Origin of the sequence: Duganella hordei (genome assembly GCF_040369125.1) — a bacterium.
Taxonomy (GTDB): Bacteria; Pseudomonadota; Gammaproteobacteria; order Burkholderiales; family Burkholderiaceae_D; genus Rugamonas; species Rugamonas hordei.
On the sequence record NZ_BPWI01000002.1, the window covers coordinates 84284 to 98145 of the forward strand.

The following is a 13862-nucleotide window of genomic DNA, read 5'->3' on the forward strand; positions in this document are numbered from 1 at the left end:
CCCGTTTTTTTCGATCTTCACCGTCAGCGAATGTGTAGACGGCGCCTGCTGTGAATCACTGCAAGGATGACAATTGCATCAGACTCCACCTTGTAGATCAAGCGATAGTGAAATACGATCCGCTGCCGGATCGCCGGGTTATTTGTTTCGGGAATCACCACACCCAGATGAGGGAAGCGACCGAGGCCGTCTGCAGCGGCCACAATCTTTTTAACTACCTTGGATGCATTCGGTGGCGAGTCCTGCGCTATCAGATTTGCTATAGCTTCGAGGTCCTCAGTCGCGGCTTCCGACCAAGCTATCTTTCTAGCCATTTGCTAAGACGCTGCTTAACCTCGTTTTGCGTCAGGGTTCCCTCCGCTTTTACGCGCTCCTCGCTGCTCTCAATCTTGGATAAAACGTAGAGATGATACTGAATATCGTCCAAGGAGCAGTCGTCCGGCAACGACTCCAAAAGGTTGATTACTCTCTGTTTGGCGGGTGACATGTTTGAACTCCTGAATCTGATATCTTTGCATGACTTTAGTATATCGCGCGACTGCGGTCATTGATCTTTCCGAAAGTAGTAGACATTGCGTCGGAAGAGGATTGAAATATTAACTTATTCGTTAATAGGACTGCATTACTCTCTTACATCTCAGGAGCGACTATGGTCGATCGTGTTGCAGAACTTGCCGCGCTAGGTTGTGCGCTTCCCGCTCATGAACGGCTGCGCCTGCTTACTTTACTGCTCGAGTCTTTACGTGAGGATGCTTTGGTCGATGTGGATGCCGCTTGGATAGCGGAAATCGAACGTCGAGTGGCGTCTCATGAGCAAGGGGATTGCGAGTTATTTGAGGTTCACGACGTGATGAGAGAGATGACTGGATCTCGCCAGCTCAATCAACGATAAACAGCTTGGCGCCGATCGTTGTTGAGGATCGGTGCGGCTCGGCGTTGTCGGCTACCTGGTAGCTGGTGCCGGGCGTCAGCGTGTAGCTGCGGCCGTCTTCCAGTTCGGTGTGCAGTTCGCCTTCCAGGCAGAACAGGATGTGGCCTTTGACGCACCAGTGATCTGCCAGGTAGCCTGGCGTGTACTCGACCATGCGAACGCGGATCGCGCCGAACTTTTGCGTGCGCCAGTAGGCGGTGCCGGTTTCGCCCGGATGCTCGGTGGGCTCGATGGAGCGCCAGTCGGTGGTGCCGAAGGGGATGTCTGAAATCTGCATGACTGGCTCTCGGCTATTTGGTGCTTAACTCGTCAACGGCCTGCTTGTATTCGGTCGATGCCTTGAGCCGGTCCATGTAGCGGATATTGCGTTTGGCGCTGGTGGGGATCGTGTAATCGGACAAACTGCCGCGCGCGCCGCAGTGGCCGGGATGACAGCTGGCGCTGCCGTTGATCCGGTCTGTGAGGCTGAGCTGGCCGGCGTTGGTGCTGATCGACATCGTGCAGGGCGCTTCGCCCGGCAGTGGCGCTTGCGGGTCGCGATAAACGAAATGCCCCTGGTCGTATTTGGCGATGCCGCTGATGCTGCACGTGTGCCCGTTATAGAACTGCAGCTCGGCGCGGAAATAGATGCGCTCGTCGTCGTAGCGGACGATTTCGACGATGTCCTCGGATTGATAGGGCTCGTCGGGTTTGCCCTCTCCCACGTACACAGCATTGGCAAAGCGGTGTTTGTACACGCCCTGCATCTGGTCGATCAGTTTGGACGATGCGGAATCGGCGCTCGCCGCCGCAGTGCTGAAGAGAAAGCCGAAAGCCAGGATAGCGCAGCGTAGGGTCATGATTATTTTGAACTGACTCGCCATGCTCGGCCAGGCGCCAGCGCCGGCATCACCATGTCGCCGGAGTTCCATTGTAGCGCTTGTTGCAAGGTCGGCGTCGTCAGGGACGGCGCCGCATCAAGAGTTGACGCGACTGCCTGCCATTGCTGGTCATGGCGGTAGACGGTGATCTCGCAGGCGCCGCTCGGGCTGCCGCGGGCCCATGCCATCCAGCGCTCTCCGATGAGCAGGTAGGCCAGCTCATCGCTGTCGGGGTCTTCGAGGCGCGCGCCATGCATGGCACCGGTGGGTTCCCGGTACCAGTCCTCTTCGTAGCTGTGGTCGAGGCCGGTCTCGTGGATGTGGTCGGCGTCGTCGAAACGCATCCAGCCGGCGTCGAGGTCGGCGCTGATCGCGGGGCAGGCGATGGCGGGGCGCCATTCGCAGCGGTCGCCGTCCACCACCGTTTCGCCGGCAAAGCCGCTGATGCCGGCGCGGCCGACGGGAATGCGCAGGTCGATGTGGTAACGCGCGGCCTGGAACCACCAAACCTGTGTGGTCAGGTCGCTGCTGCCGTTGCTGCGCCAGATGCCCTTGCGGCGCCACAAGCCTTCGTATTCTGCTGGAACCATGTCACTTCAAGTCGTCGGTAGAAAAATACACCGTACCACGAATCGCGCCGGCGGGCACATGCAGCGCTGCGGCCAATGCTTGAGCGTCCGGCTGCTGCAGCGCTTGCTTGCGCAGCGTGATGGCCGCCGTCGATGCGCCGCTTGCCGCGGTGTAGGCAACGATGTGGTCGAAGTCCGGCCGGCTGTCGATCCGCTTGACCAGGTAGCGCTGATTGCCGCTGCCGATCTGCACGTAGCTGGCGTGCGCGCTGCTCTTCTGCGCCGGCGACAGCTGGCGGAACATCAGCACCTTGTCGACCACGACGGTGGCGGCGGCGAACTGCGTTGCGCCGCCTTGCTCAAAGTGTCCCTGCACCAGGTCGGCCTTGAACTGCCGCAGCGGCGCGGCGGCCGACGGCGCCAGCCGCGACAGCTCGAACTTCTCCGGCGCGATGGTCCACAGCGCGGTCTTGCCGTCGAGACGCTTGCGCAGCGCGGCGTCGGTGGCCGCATCGGCGACGTGCACCTGCAGGATCACCTGATAGTCGTGCGGCGCATGGAACATCGGCAGGTGCGATGCATACAGCCCTTGCTTGCCGCCAAACAGCGCCATGCCGTGCTCGCCGTAGGTGGCGTCGGCGGCGGCAGCGCTGCCGGCCGCCAGGGCCAGCGCCAGCGTTACGGCGACGGCCCTCATGCCTTCACCAGCAGCTTGCCGCGGTGCTCGCCGGTGAACAGCGAATTCAGCGCCGACGGCAATTGCTCGAAGCCGTCGATCACCGTTTCCTCGAACACGATCTCGCCGGCCTTCACCCACGGCGCGACGATGCGGACCATCTCGTCCATGCGGTGCAGGTAGTCGCGCGCCAGCATGCCCTGGATCGTGGCGCGCTGGTACAGCATGTGATGCAGCAGGCGCGGTCCCAGTTCCGGCGTCTCCAGCCCGCCGCTGTACTGGCTGATCTGGCCGCAGATGACGATGCGCGCGCGGCGGTTGATGATGGGGATGATGGCATCGGTCACCATGCCGCCGACGTTATCGAAATACACGTCGACGCCACCGGTCAGGCGCTTGATTTCCGCGCCCAGCGCGTCGGCATCGTTCCAGGCCTTGTAGTCGATAGTCCAGTCCGCACCCAGTGTGTCGCGCAGCCAGTCGCACTTGGCTTGGCCGCCGGCGATGCCCAGCACGCGGGCGCCGTGGCGCTTGGCGAACTGCACCACCAGCGATCCGACCGCGCCGGCCGCGCCGGAGACCACCACTACTTCGCCCGCATGCGGCTTGCCCGATTCGGTCAGGCCGAACCAGGCGGTGCGGCCCGGCATGCCAAGCACGCCCAGCGCGGTGGTGACCGGTGCCAGGTCGGGATCGATGCGTTTCAGTCCGCTTGCGTGCACACGCGCATGGGTTTGCCAGCCGGTATAGCTCTGCACCCAGTCACCGGCGGCAAAGCCGGGCGCGTTCGAGGCCAGCACCTGCGCCACCACGCCGCCCTGTTGCACGGCGTCGAGCGGATGCGGATCAGTGTCGTAGGTCGGCTTGGTCGACTGGCCGATGCGCATGTACGGATCGACGCTGAACCAGCGCGCTTCAATCAGCACTTCGCCGTCGCCGAGCGTGGTGGACAGCGGTTGTTCAACGAGCTCGTAGTGCTCGGCGGTGATCTGGCCGACAGGCTGCCGGCGGTAGATCCATTGTTTTTGGGTGAGGGTCGTCATGCTGCGGATGGTAAGATGCTATTCGTATCGCGTAAAGCAACTTAAATTCACTTTTTGTATCCTGTTTGGACATCATGAACCTTTCTGACTTGCGTGTGTTTGTCAGCGCCGCCCGCCGGCCGTCGCTGGGCGCGGCCGCGTTGGAGATGCATTTGACGCCGTCGGCCGTGTCCAAGGCCTTGAAGCGGCTGGAGGACAGCCTGGGCAAGCCCTTGTTCGACCGCAGCGGCAAGCAGCTGGTGCTGAACGACAGCGGCCAGTTGCTGCTGTCGCGCGCGCAGACGCTGCTGGCGCTGGCCGACCAGGCCAGGGCCGATTTGATGGGCGAGCAGGCCACGGTCGACAGCCGCATCGGCGGGCCGGCGATTTTGCTGTGGCGTCACGGGCAGATGTTGTCGCAGGCCTTGCAGGCGTATCCGGATGGCAGCCTGCGCATGCAGGCGATGTTCGAGGATGAAGCGCTGGCGGCGCTGGCGCGCGGCGACATCAACGCCGCCATCGTCACCGGCGACGTGATCGAAGGCCGTGGCGAGCATTGGTCGGACGAATGGCAGGTCACGCCGCTGGGCAGCGTGACCCTGCATCTGGTGGCGGGGCGGCGGCATCCGCTGGCGGTGGACGAGGCCACCTCGGCGCAGGTGCTGGAGCATGATTTTGCCTGCCCGTCGCGATCGCTGTTTTGCGGCGTGCAGCGCGGCGCCCGCTCCGACGGCTGGCGCGACGATCAGCTGCCGCGCAAGATCCGCTACTGGACCGACGACCTGCAATTGCTGCTGACGCTGGTCAAATCCGACCAGGCGCTGGCCTATCTGCCGGACTTCGCGCTGGCCGATCCGGAACTGCGCCGCATCCACGTCACCGATTGCGCGTTCGAATGCGTGGAGCAGGTGGCGCTGGTGTGGAATCACGTCAAGGCCGGCGCCTGGCAGCGCGAGCTGGCTGCCGCCTTGGCCGGATACACCTGGTAACTTTTCTTACTGGAATGTGGTCACCGCCTTGCGTGGCGGCCGCGTTAATTGCTCAAGACGCTGATGAGCAGCGATCTGCAAACCACTAGAAAAGGAACTCCATCATGAAAACCAAATCCCTGATGATCGCCGGCATGCTTTCCATGATCAGTGCAGCAGCCTTCGCGCAAACCAATCCAGTGGCGCAAGTCCGCCAGGACAACGCTCAGATTCGCCAGGACAGCAAGGAAGTACACCAGGACACCCGCCAGATCAAGCGTGACAACGCGGTGATCGCCGCCAAGCAAGGCCAGGTCGCCGCCGGCAAGCAGCAACTGCAGGCGGAGCGCGGCGAACGCAACGCGCTGGCCCGCGCCGAGCACGCCGAGATCAAGAAGGGCGACATCGCCGGCGCGCAGCAGCTGGATCAGGCGCGCCGTGCCGAGCAGCACGATATCAAGGTGCAGAAGCAGGTCATCAAGCACGACGAAAAAGTGATCGCCCTCCGCAGTGCCGACAAGCATCACGAGCAGCTGGCGCGCCATGAGGAGAAGGTGGAGCGCCATGCCGACAAGGTCCAGCGCGACCACGACGCCGCCAAAATCTGATTGCCGAAGTTTTAAGAAAGCCGGGCGCCTCCAAACCGCCCGGTTTTTTTGCGCTTGCGCCATGCGGACCCAACCACTATAGTGAAAGCACCATGACCGTCGCCCTCAACTCCGTCAGCGCCAGCCCGGCGTACCAGCCTTACGTTCCTACCGTGTCCGGTGTGGCGGCGGGGGCCTTGTCGTCCGAGGCGGTCAGCCTGTCGGCGCAGTCGGCGGTGGTGGCCTCGCTGGGCGGGAGCACCGGTGCCTCGGTGTACACGCCGTCGGGCTTGCTGGATGCGCTGCAGCAGGCGGGGCAAACCACCGAGCCGATCAGCGTGCCTGAGCAGGGCAGCAACGTCGACACTTCGGCCACTGCCCAGCAGGCGTTGGACCAGGGCATTCTTTCCTCTTTGGCATCGTCGCCATCGGCGTCCGGCGTTTATACCGGCGCCGGCACCGTCAGCGGACTTTCCGCCCAGGCATCGGCTAACTGGGCCGACCTGCTGAAGGCCAATCCCAATCTGGCCGGCACCGTCATCGCCGACTCCTTCAACGCCGGGCTGGTCAGCTCGCTGGACGTCACAGCCTAGTCATACTTCAGCAATAAAATAATTGCTGTGGTACACTGCTGATTCTTCAGGGCAACTATATCCCCTCGCCCGATTCGCAGTTTCAATCGTTGTAGTCGTATTTCCAACATTGCCTTAGCCGGCAATCTCTATCATGAAAAATTTGAAAATCGGCACGCGCCTTGCCGCGGGCTTTGGCTTGGTATTGGCGTTGATGACGCTGATGACCGTGATCGGCATCGGCCACATGCAGACCGTGGCGGAAGCCACCCGCGACATGATGCAGCAGCCGCTGGCCAAGGAACGCATGATCAGCGACTGGTATCGCCTGATCCACACCAGCGTGCGCCGCACGTCGGCGATCTCCAAGAGCAGCGACCCGTCGCTGGGACCGTTCTTTGCCGAAGAGACGGCGGCCTCCACCGCCGAGGTCAACGGCCTGCAAAAGAAAGTCGAGCCATTGCTCGAGAGCGAGAAGGAAAAATCGCTGTTCGAGGAAATGAAGGCCAACCGCAAGCGCTACCTGGCCTCGCGCGACGGCATCGTCGCGCTGAAGAAGGACGGCAAGCTGGAGGAGGCCGCCGAGCTGCTGGAGCAGCGCTTCACTCCCGACGGCAAGGCTTACCTGGAATCGCTGCGCGGCCTGCTGGAACTGCAGCGCAAGAGCATCGACGACAACGCGGTGGCGATTGAAACGCTGTACCAGCGCAGCCGCCAGTTCATGATCGTGTTCGGCCTGGTGGTGCTGGCGCTGGGCGTCGTCTGCGCCTGGCGTTTGACGCGCGGCATCACGGTGCCGCTGAACCAGGCGGTGGAAATCGCCGTCGCCGTGGCCAACAAGGATTTGACCAGCCATATCGCCGCGACCAGCAAGGATGAGACCGGCCGCCTGCTGGAAGCGCTGCGCATGATGAACGACGGCTTGATCGGCATCGTCGCGGAAGTACGAAGCGGCACCGAAGGCATTTCCAGCGCATCGAGCCAGATCGCCGCCGGCAACTTGGACCTGTCGGGCCGTACCGAAGAGCAGGCGTCGAGCTTGGAAGAGACCGCGTCGTCGATGGAGGAACTGACGTCGACCGTCAAGCAGAACGCCGACAACGCGCGCCAGGCCAATCAGTTGGCGGTCAAGGCAACGGAAGTGGCGCAGCGCGGCGGCGGCGTGGTGGCGGACGTGGTCGAAACCATGGACGCGATCAACGTCTCGGCGCGCAAGATCGTCGACATCATCGGCGTCATCGACGGCATCGCCTTCCAGACCAACATCCTGGCGCTGAACGCAGCGGTGGAAGCGGCCCGCGCCGGCGAGCAGGGCCGCGGTTTCGCGGTGGTGGCGACCGAAGTGCGCAGCCTGGCGCAACGCAGCGCGACGGCGGCCAAAGAGATCAAGACGCTGATCGACGATTCGCTGGAAAAAGTTGACGCCGGCAGCATGCTGGTGACGCAGGCGGGCATGACGATGAGCGAAGTGGTGGACAGCATCCAGCGCGTGACCGACATCATGGGCGAGATCACGACGGCCAGCCTGGAGCAGAGTTCCGGCATCGAGCAGGTCAACCAGGCGATCGGCCAGATGGATCAGGTAACGCAGCAGAACGCCGCGCTGGTGGAAGAAGCCGCCGCCGCTGCAGCCTCGCTGCACGACCAGGCCGACGCGCTGGCGCAGGTGGTGGCCGTGTTCAAACTGAGCGCGGCCCCAAGCGCGCGCCGCACGGCAGCCGGCACCGGCCGCCGCCCAGCCACCGCCCGCCTGCAACTCAACGTCTAAAAATAAAACCGGGGTCAGTGCCGACCCCGGGGGTTATTGGGCTTGCAGCTCGACGTTGATCAGGTTGTCGTCGGGCTTGCGGTCAATCAGCTTGTTGTCGGGGTCGATGCCGGCCTTGGCCGGACGGCCGCTGACGATCACCGTGTACAGATTGTCCTTGCGCTCGATGAGCTTGCGTTCGCGGTACAGGCTGTTGCCGTCCTTGTCGTCGATGCCGATGTCGATCCAGTCCTTCAGCGCCGTATCCTTTTCCACGCCCTGGTCGGTGGCGTGCACCTTGGCGGCGCTCACCGCGAACGTCACTTCGTAGCGGCCGTCCGCCAGCTTGCGCGCGCTGGCAGATACCGCGTGGTTTTCATACAGCACGATCTGGTTGAACAGGTCGTCGATCAGGTAGGCCTGGTCCGGCGGCACGATCTTGCGCAGCGCGTCCACCAGCACCGTCACGCTCGGGTACGGCCCGCTCTTGCGGCCGTATTGCGCCAGCATGTCCTTCAGCGCGCTGTTGACCTTGGCTTCGCCGACGATGTCCTGCAGCTGGTACATCGCCAGGCTGCCCTTGCGGTACTGGATGTAGTTCTGGTTTTCATTCTCCGCCAGCGGCAATTCCTTCTTGCGTTCCATGGCGCGGCCCATCAGGTACTGGTCCAGGTCGTAGTGCAGGAAGCGGCGCATCTTGTCGGCGCCGAAGCTCTTCTTCATCACCATCAGCGCCGAGTATTCGGCCAGGGTTTCGCTCAGCACACTGCCGCCGCGCGTGTTGCCGCCGACCAGTTGATGCCCCCACCACTGGTGCGCCACTTCGTGCGCGGTGACGTAGAACGGATAATCGATGTCCTTTGGATTCTTGTCGTTGACCTTGGCGATGAATCCTATCGATTCCGAATACGGGATCGTGCTCGGGAACGATTGCGCAAACGCGGCGTAGCGCGGGAACTCGACGATGCGCACCAGCTTGTGCTGGTAGGGCCCGAAGTTCTTGGTGTAGTAGTCCAGCGATTCCTTGATGCCCTTGTCCATGCGGTCCAGGTTGTATTCGTGGCCCGGATGATAGTACAGCTCGATGCCTACATCCTGCCACCAGTCGCGCTTGACCAGGTAGCGTGCCGACTGGAACGCATAGAAGTTCAGGATGGGCTGGTCCATCTTGTAGTGATAGTAGTGCCGCCCCTGCCTGCTCCATTCCTTGAGCAGCGTGCCCGGCGCGATCGCCACCTGGTCGGCGCTGGTGCTGATGGTGGCGTCGAAGTTGATCCAGTCGGCGTCGCTGCTGACGATGTTGTTGGCCAGGCCGGCCGGATCGTCGCGCGGCAGCATGCGCTCGCGCGCCGGCAGTTTGTGTTTCTTGCGGTCGCGCGCGTCGCTCAGTTCCGCCGCCTGCATGTAGCCGATGTGCGGCAGCACGCTGTTGTTGAAGAAGGTGCCGTTGGCGACCACCGGCGTGTCCTGGCCGATGCCGAGGATGCCGTTCGGCGTGTAGGCGATGTCGAAGTCCAGCGTCAGCTTCTCGCCCGGCGCCAGCGGCTTGGCCAGCTTGTAGCTGTAGAAGCCCAGCTGTTCATCGTTGATGCCCGGCCGCACGTCCTGGCTGAAGCGCACCTTGTAGTGCGTGGTGGTGCTGTCCTGGTGGATCATCACGTCGCTGACCGGCTGCGCGGTCTTGTTCTCGAGCAGGTAGCGTCCCTTGACGACCAGGCTGCGTTTGTCCGGCACGATCGCCACGTCCAGCTTGACATCGGTGATGCGCGGTTGCGGCACGACGGCGAACTTCTTGTACTTGCGTTCGTAGTCGGCGCGCTCGGCATCTTTTTGATAGGGCGATTTGTAGCAGTTGACGATGTGCATGTTGTAGTAAAGCACTCCGCCTGCGCCGGCAAAGATCAGCAGCCCGGCCGCGATCGTGGCCAGCACCGGCAGCGTCAGCGCATGGCGCGCCAGTTGCAGGCGCTGGCGCCAGCCATCGTCGGTGCCGCGCGACCAGAACAGCAGCGACACCACCACCAGCAGCAGCGCCGCGCCGCCCCAGTAGGCCTCGAACCAGCGCTCGCGCGCCAGAAAGTGGCCATAGCCGTTCATCGCGGAATAGATGAAGCTGGGGCTGTTGCCGTAGATGAGCATAGGATCGTCGACGCCCATCGTGCCCAGCGTGATCGTGGCCAGGTAGTAGACGATCATCGCGAAGTAGGCGAGGTATTTCTGGTTGATCAGCACCTGCATGGCGATCGCCAGCACCGCCACCAGCGCGTATTGCGGCAGCTGCAGCAGGAACAGGTGGTACAGGTACAGACCGGGCTCGAGGATGAAATAGCCCTTGACGATCTGGATCGCCATGCCGCTCAGCATGACGATCGCCATCAGCAACACCTGCAGGCCGATCAGCGCGAACAGCTTGGACAGCATCGGCAGCCAGCTCGGCACCGGCAGCGCGTCCAGCATCTGCCCCATGCGCGCCTCGCGCTCGCGCCACACCAGCTCGCCGGCGTAGAAGGTGGTGATGACCAGCATGAACAGCGCGAAGGTTTCGCTCACCGATTCCAGCACCAGGTAGGTGACCGGGTAGGTGGTGGTGCCGAACATCGAGCCCATGTCCAGCGAACTCGCGAACATCATCAGCACGCCGGCCAGCACGATGACGACGAAATAGATGTTCTTGGTGGTTTCGCGCAGGTTCAGCCAGCTCATCTGCAACAGCAGCGCGGCCAGGCTGCGCGACTTGAAGTCCGGCTTTTCCTGCGTGTTGGTCGAGGCCGCCGACAGGTGCAGCGGCGTTTCGCCTTCTCCGCGGCTGGTGCTGCCGTGGCCGCTGTCGATGGTGGCGATGAAGTGGAAGCGCCAGTAGCCGACCAGCAGGCCGGCCAGCGCGAACGAGCACCACAGCACGCGGTTCAGCAGGTACACGCCTTCCGGATAGAACATGCGGGTGTTGCGCTCGATGATGGGCCAGTACTCGGTCACGCGGATCACGGCGGTGGTGCCGAACGGGTCGATCAGCGCGGCCAGCGTCTTGTAGTCGAGGTCGCGCGCCAGGCCGGGGGCGACGATGTAGCCGATCAGCATGACCACGCTGGAGATGTAGACCGGCAGCATGCGCCGTGTCAGCGCGGCCAGGATGAAGAACACGGCGCCGAAGATGAAGATGTTGGGCAGGATGACGATCAGGTAGGGAATCAGGTAGCCGGCCGCGCCGGGCTGTCCCAGCCGCTCGGGATCGATGCCGGGGATGTAGCTGCCCAGCCAGGCGCCCAGCAGGATGCTGGTGAAGATGACGGCCAGCGTCAGGTAGGCGCCGAGGAAGCGGCCGAACATGTACTGGTGTTTCTTGATCGGCGCGCTGAAGAAGAAGTGCTGCATGTCGTACTCGAAATCCTGCTGCACCGAGCGGCCCATCATGGCGGCGATAACCACCACGCCCAGCGAGCCGAGGAAGCTGGTGGTGAACATCAGCGAGCGCGGCGAGTCGATCAGCTGGCTGCCGAAGGTGACCGAGGCGCCCTTGAAGAAGCCGCCGGCGGCCATCATCCACAGCAGCGACAACGCCAGGAAGCCGGCGAAATACACCCAGGTGGACAACAGCTTGAGGCGCTGTCGCGCTTCAAAGAGAGCGATGGCAAACATGGTCGCCGCCTCAGTCGCAGGTGGCCGCGGCGCTGTGGCGGCCGGCGATGGTGGCGAAGTAGACATCCTCAAGGTCGCCGATGGCTTCTTCGAAGCCGTCGCCCGGATCGTTCTCGCTGTAGACATGGATCAGCGTGCGGCCCGACAGCAGGCGCGACGAGATGACCGGATGGCGCAACTGGAACGACGGCAGGTCGCGCTTGTCGATGAAGCGGGCCCAGATCTTGTCGCTGACCTCGTGGATCAGTTCCTGGGTCGGGCCGCACAGCAGCAGGTGGCCCTTGTTGATGATGGCCATGTTGGCGCACAGGTCGGCCACGTCGCTGACGATGTGGGTCGACAGGATCACGGTCTTGTCTTCGCCGATGTCGGACAGCAGGTTGTGGAAGCGCACCCGTTCCTGCGGGTCGAGGCCGGCGGTCGGCTCGTCGACGATGATCAGCTTGGGATCGCCCAGCAGCGCCTGGGCGATGCCGAAGCGCTGGCGCATGCCGCCGGAAAAGCCGCCCAGGCGCTGGTTGCGCACGTCGAACAGATTGGTTTGCTGCAGCAGGCCGTCGACCACTTCGCGCCGGCGGTTGCGGTTGGACAGGCCCTTGAGGACGGCGAAATGGTCCAGCAGTTCGTAGGCGGTCACTTTCGGATAGACGCCGAAGTCCTGCGGCAGGTAGCCCAGCAGGCGGCGCACTTCGTCTTTTTCGTCGAGCACGTCGATATCGTCCAGGAACACCGAGCCGGAATCGCATTCCTGCAGGGTGGCCAGCGTGCGCATCAGCGTGGACTTGCCGGCGCCGTTGGGGCCCAGCAGTCCGAACATCCCGGCGGGGATGGTGAGCGAGATATTGTCCAGCGCCACGACGCCATTGCCGTAGGTTTTAGACAAGTTGCTGATGCGTAATTCCATACTTACTCCTGAAGGATCGCCAGTGCCCGGCCGGTATTTCCCCACGGCCAGTCACTTTTCATATGATGGCATTGTATTGAAATTGCCTTGCAGATGGGGCGCCATTGCGATGGGCGGCAAAAACCGCGCGCCAGAGTGCGAAATCGGGGGAATGGGCGGCGGCCGCTTTTTAGTAGTTGAATAGACAACTTGTTCAATTCCTAAATAAAACCTGCTCGCGGTTGAACCACCAGCGGCACAGGGCCAGCAGCGCGCCGGCGGTCACCGTGGTGGACAGGAGGATCACCCAGAACATGCTGTAGTCCATGGTGCCTTTGACAAGTTCCTTCATCGCCAGCGAGACATTGGTCAGCGGCACCATAGCCCATTTCCAGTCCAGCTCCACGCCGGGCAGCAGCGCCACCAAGGTCGGCAGGATGGTGACGATGATCAGCGGCGAGATCAGCCCGGCCGCTTCCTTGTAGCTTTTGGCGTAGACCGAGATCGACAGCAGGATGGCGGCGAAGATGGCGGCGGTCGGCACCAGCATCAGCGCCACCATGGCCAGGTCGAGCACGCCGATGGCGCGCACCATCTGCACCAGGTCGCCGCCTATCATCGGGCCGAAGAAGAACAGCAGCACGCCCATGCTGCCTATCATCAGCAGCGCCGAGGTCAGGCCGATGGTGAACAGCATCAGAAACTTGGCCAGCACGATGGCGCTGCGCGAGACCGGCGCCAGCAGCAGGGTTTCCAGCGTGCCGCGCTCCTTCTCGCCGGCGCCGGTATCGATCGCCGGATACATGGCCGACATCAGGCACACCATCAGCAGGATGTAGGGCAGCATGCCGCCTATCATCGCGCCCATCTGCTCGCGCTTGTCCGCGGTGGAATGGTCTTCCAGCGTGATCGGGTCGAGCGCGAAGCGCAGCTGCTCCTTGTTGAGATTGAGCGCGGACAGCGCCTGCTCGCGCAGCATGCGGTTCTGGCCGCCGATCACCGACATCACGCGCTTGCGCGTCAGGTCGACGGTGACGGCGCTGTTGTAGTGCAGCGCGATGACGCCCTGCTGGTGGTTGGACAAGGTCTGCTCGAAGCCGGCAGGAATGACCAGCGCGAACTTGATGCGGTCGTCGCCGATCGCGGCCTTGATGTCGTCCGGGCCGGCCAGCGGCACTTCGCGGAAGCCTTTTTCCCTGGCGAAGCGCTCGACCAGCCGCGGCGCGTTTTCCTTGCCGAAGATCGAGTACGTCATCTCGGCCTGGCTGGCGTGCTTGAACATGCTCGACGACAGGAAGCCGAAGCCGGTGAAGATCAGCGGCATCGCGAACACCGGGATGAACACGGTGAAGAAGAAGGTCTTGCGGTCGCGCGCCAGTTCCAGCAGTTCCTTCAGGTAGATGGTCCACAT

14 protein-coding genes are annotated in these 13862 nt (G+C 62.9%); 5 read left to right on the forward strand and 9 right to left on the reverse strand.

What is annotated here, in order from left to right; genetic code table 11:
- Positions 1 to 23: 23 nt before the first annotated feature.
- Positions 24 to 314 (reverse strand): type II toxin-antitoxin system RelE/ParE family toxin, encoded by a 291-nt coding sequence (locus tag ABWW33_RS04515; RefSeq protein ID WP_176654816.1) that lies wholly within the window; start codon positions 312 to 314, stop codon positions 24 to 26.
- A 335-nt stretch (positions 315 to 649) separates the two neighbouring features.
- On the opposite strand from ABWW33_RS04515, the gene ABWW33_RS04520 reads away from it, so the two are divergent.
- A complete protein-coding gene (locus ABWW33_RS04520; protein ID WP_176654815.1) occupies positions 650 to 892 on the forward strand; it encodes an addiction module protein in 243 nt (80 codons plus the stop codon).
- Here ABWW33_RS04520 and ABWW33_RS04525 read toward each other — a convergent pair.
- From ABWW33_RS04525 to ABWW33_RS04545, 5 genes are read right to left on the reverse strand one after another with little or no spacing between them, the layout of a single operon-like run.
- The gene (locus ABWW33_RS04525) at positions 879 to 1208 is read right to left on the reverse strand and encodes a DHCW motif cupin fold protein (RefSeq protein ID WP_353399413.1); all 330 of its coding nucleotides are present in this window, start codon (positions 1206 to 1208) and stop codon (positions 879 to 881) included. The genes ABWW33_RS04520 and ABWW33_RS04525 overlap by 14 nt on opposite strands.
- A 13-nt stretch (positions 1209 to 1221) precedes the next feature.
- Positions 1222 to 1794 (reverse strand): hypothetical protein, encoded by a 573-nt coding sequence (locus tag ABWW33_RS04530; RefSeq protein WP_353400713.1) that lies wholly within the window; start codon positions 1792 to 1794, stop codon positions 1222 to 1224.
- Positions 1773 to 2381, reverse strand: a complete 609-nt coding sequence (locus ABWW33_RS04535) for a hypothetical protein (RefSeq protein WP_353399415.1) — start codon at positions 2379 to 2381, stop codon at positions 1773 to 1775. The genes ABWW33_RS04530 and ABWW33_RS04535 overlap by 22 nt, the downstream gene beginning before the upstream one ends.
- 1 nt (position 2382) lies before the next feature.
- Entirely contained in the window at positions 2383 to 3057 is a 675-nt protein-coding gene (locus ABWW33_RS04540; RefSeq protein ID WP_353399418.1) for a hypothetical protein, read from the reverse strand.
- Positions 3054 to 4079, reverse strand: coding sequence for an NADP-dependent oxidoreductase (locus tag ABWW33_RS04545; protein WP_353399421.1), 1026 nt, complete (start codon positions 4077 to 4079; stop codon positions 3054 to 3056). Before ABWW33_RS04545 ends, ABWW33_RS04540 begins: the two co-directional genes overlap by 4 nt.
- Positions 4080 to 4153: 74 nt before the next feature.
- Between ABWW33_RS04545 and ABWW33_RS04550 the strand changes: the two genes are divergently transcribed.
- The 4 genes from ABWW33_RS04550 (at position 4154) to ABWW33_RS04565 (ending at position 7953) form a co-directional block, all read left to right on the forward strand.
- Positions 4154 to 5047, forward strand: a complete 894-nt coding sequence (locus tag ABWW33_RS04550) for a LysR family transcriptional regulator (RefSeq protein WP_353399424.1) — start codon at positions 4154 to 4156, stop codon at positions 5045 to 5047.
- Positions 5048 to 5151: 104 nt separating this feature from the next.
- The gene (locus tag ABWW33_RS04555; protein WP_353399427.1) at positions 5152 to 5634 is read left to right on the forward strand and encodes a hypothetical protein; all 483 of its coding nucleotides are present in this window, start codon (positions 5152 to 5154) and stop codon (positions 5632 to 5634) included.
- 92 nt (positions 5635 to 5726) lie between these two features.
- The gene (locus ABWW33_RS04560) at positions 5727 to 6206 is read left to right on the forward strand and encodes a hypothetical protein (protein WP_353399430.1); all 480 of its coding nucleotides are present in this window, start codon (positions 5727 to 5729) and stop codon (positions 6204 to 6206) included.
- 133 nt (positions 6207 to 6339) lie between these two features.
- Positions 6340 to 7953, forward strand: coding sequence for a methyl-accepting chemotaxis protein (locus ABWW33_RS04565; protein WP_353399433.1), 1614 nt, complete (start codon positions 6340 to 6342; stop codon positions 7951 to 7953).
- 33 nt (positions 7954 to 7986) lie between these two features.
- On the opposite strand, the gene ABWW33_RS04570 is transcribed toward ABWW33_RS04565, so the two are convergent.
- The 3 genes from ABWW33_RS04570 to ABWW33_RS04580 all read right to left on the reverse strand — a co-directional run bounded on the left by ABWW33_RS04570 (position 7987) and on the right by ABWW33_RS04580 (position 13862).
- Positions 7987 to 11568, reverse strand: coding sequence for an ABC transporter permease/M1 family aminopeptidase (locus tag ABWW33_RS04570; protein WP_353399436.1), 3582 nt, complete (start codon positions 11566 to 11568; stop codon positions 7987 to 7989).
- Between the two features lie 10 nt (positions 11569 to 11578).
- Positions 11579 to 12472: an ABC transporter ATP-binding protein gene (locus ABWW33_RS04575; RefSeq protein WP_176654804.1), complete on the reverse strand. Its 894-nt coding sequence runs from the start codon at positions 12470 to 12472 to the stop codon at positions 11579 to 11581.
- 193 nt (positions 12473 to 12665) lie between these two features.
- Positions 12666 to 13862 (reverse strand): ABC transporter permease, encoded by a 1197-nt coding sequence (locus ABWW33_RS04580; RefSeq protein ID WP_176654803.1) that lies wholly within the window; start codon positions 13860 to 13862, stop codon positions 12666 to 12668.

Bases quoted from the DNA above. Each gene is read 5' to 3' on its own strand.
- ABWW33_RS04560 (WP_353399430.1), top strand. From the start codon at position 5,727: ATGACCGTCGCCCTCAACTCCGTCAGCGCCAGCCCGGCGTACCAGCCT.
- ABWW33_RS04545 (WP_353399421.1), bottom strand. From the start codon at position 4,079: ATGACGACCCTCACCCAAAAACAATGGATCTACCGCCGGCAGCCTGTC.
- ABWW33_RS04530 (WP_353400713.1), bottom strand. From the start codon at position 1,794: ATGGCGAGTCAGTTCAAAATAATCATGACCCTACGCTGCGCTATCCTG.
- ABWW33_RS04525 (WP_353399413.1), bottom strand. From the start codon at position 1,208: ATGCAGATTTCAGACATCCCCTTCGGCACCACCGACTGGCGCTCCATC.
- ABWW33_RS04570 (WP_353399436.1), bottom strand. From the start codon at position 11,568: ATGTTTGCCATCGCTCTCTTTGAAGCGCGACAGCGCCTCAAGCTGTTG.
- ABWW33_RS04535 (WP_353399415.1), bottom strand. From the start codon at position 2,381: ATGGTTCCAGCAGAATACGAAGGCTTGTGGCGCCGCAAGGGCATCTGG.
- ABWW33_RS04540 (WP_353399418.1), bottom strand. From the start codon at position 3,057: ATGAGGGCCGTCGCCGTAACGCTGGCGCTGGCCCTGGCGGCCGGCAGC.
- ABWW33_RS04555 (WP_353399427.1), top strand. From the start codon at position 5,152: ATGAAAACCAAATCCCTGATGATCGCCGGCATGCTTTCCATGATCAGT.
- ABWW33_RS04575 (WP_176654804.1), bottom strand. From the start codon at position 12,472: ATGGAATTACGCATCAGCAACTTGTCTAAAACCTACGGCAATGGCGTC.
- ABWW33_RS04550 (WP_353399424.1), top strand. From the start codon at position 4,154: ATGAACCTTTCTGACTTGCGTGTGTTTGTCAGCGCCGCCCGCCGGCCG.
- ABWW33_RS04520 (WP_176654815.1), top strand. From the start codon at position 650: ATGGTCGATCGTGTTGCAGAACTTGCCGCGCTAGGTTGTGCGCTTCCC.
- ABWW33_RS04565 (WP_353399433.1), top strand. From the start codon at position 6,340: ATGAAAAATTTGAAAATCGGCACGCGCCTTGCCGCGGGCTTTGGCTTG.
- ABWW33_RS04515 (WP_176654816.1), bottom strand. From the start codon at position 314: ATGGCTAGAAAGATAGCTTGGTCGGAAGCCGCGACTGAGGACCTCGAA.
- ABWW33_RS04580 (WP_176654803.1), bottom strand. From the start codon at position 13,862: ATGTGGACCATCTACCTGAAGGAACTGCTGGAACTGGCGCGCGACCGC.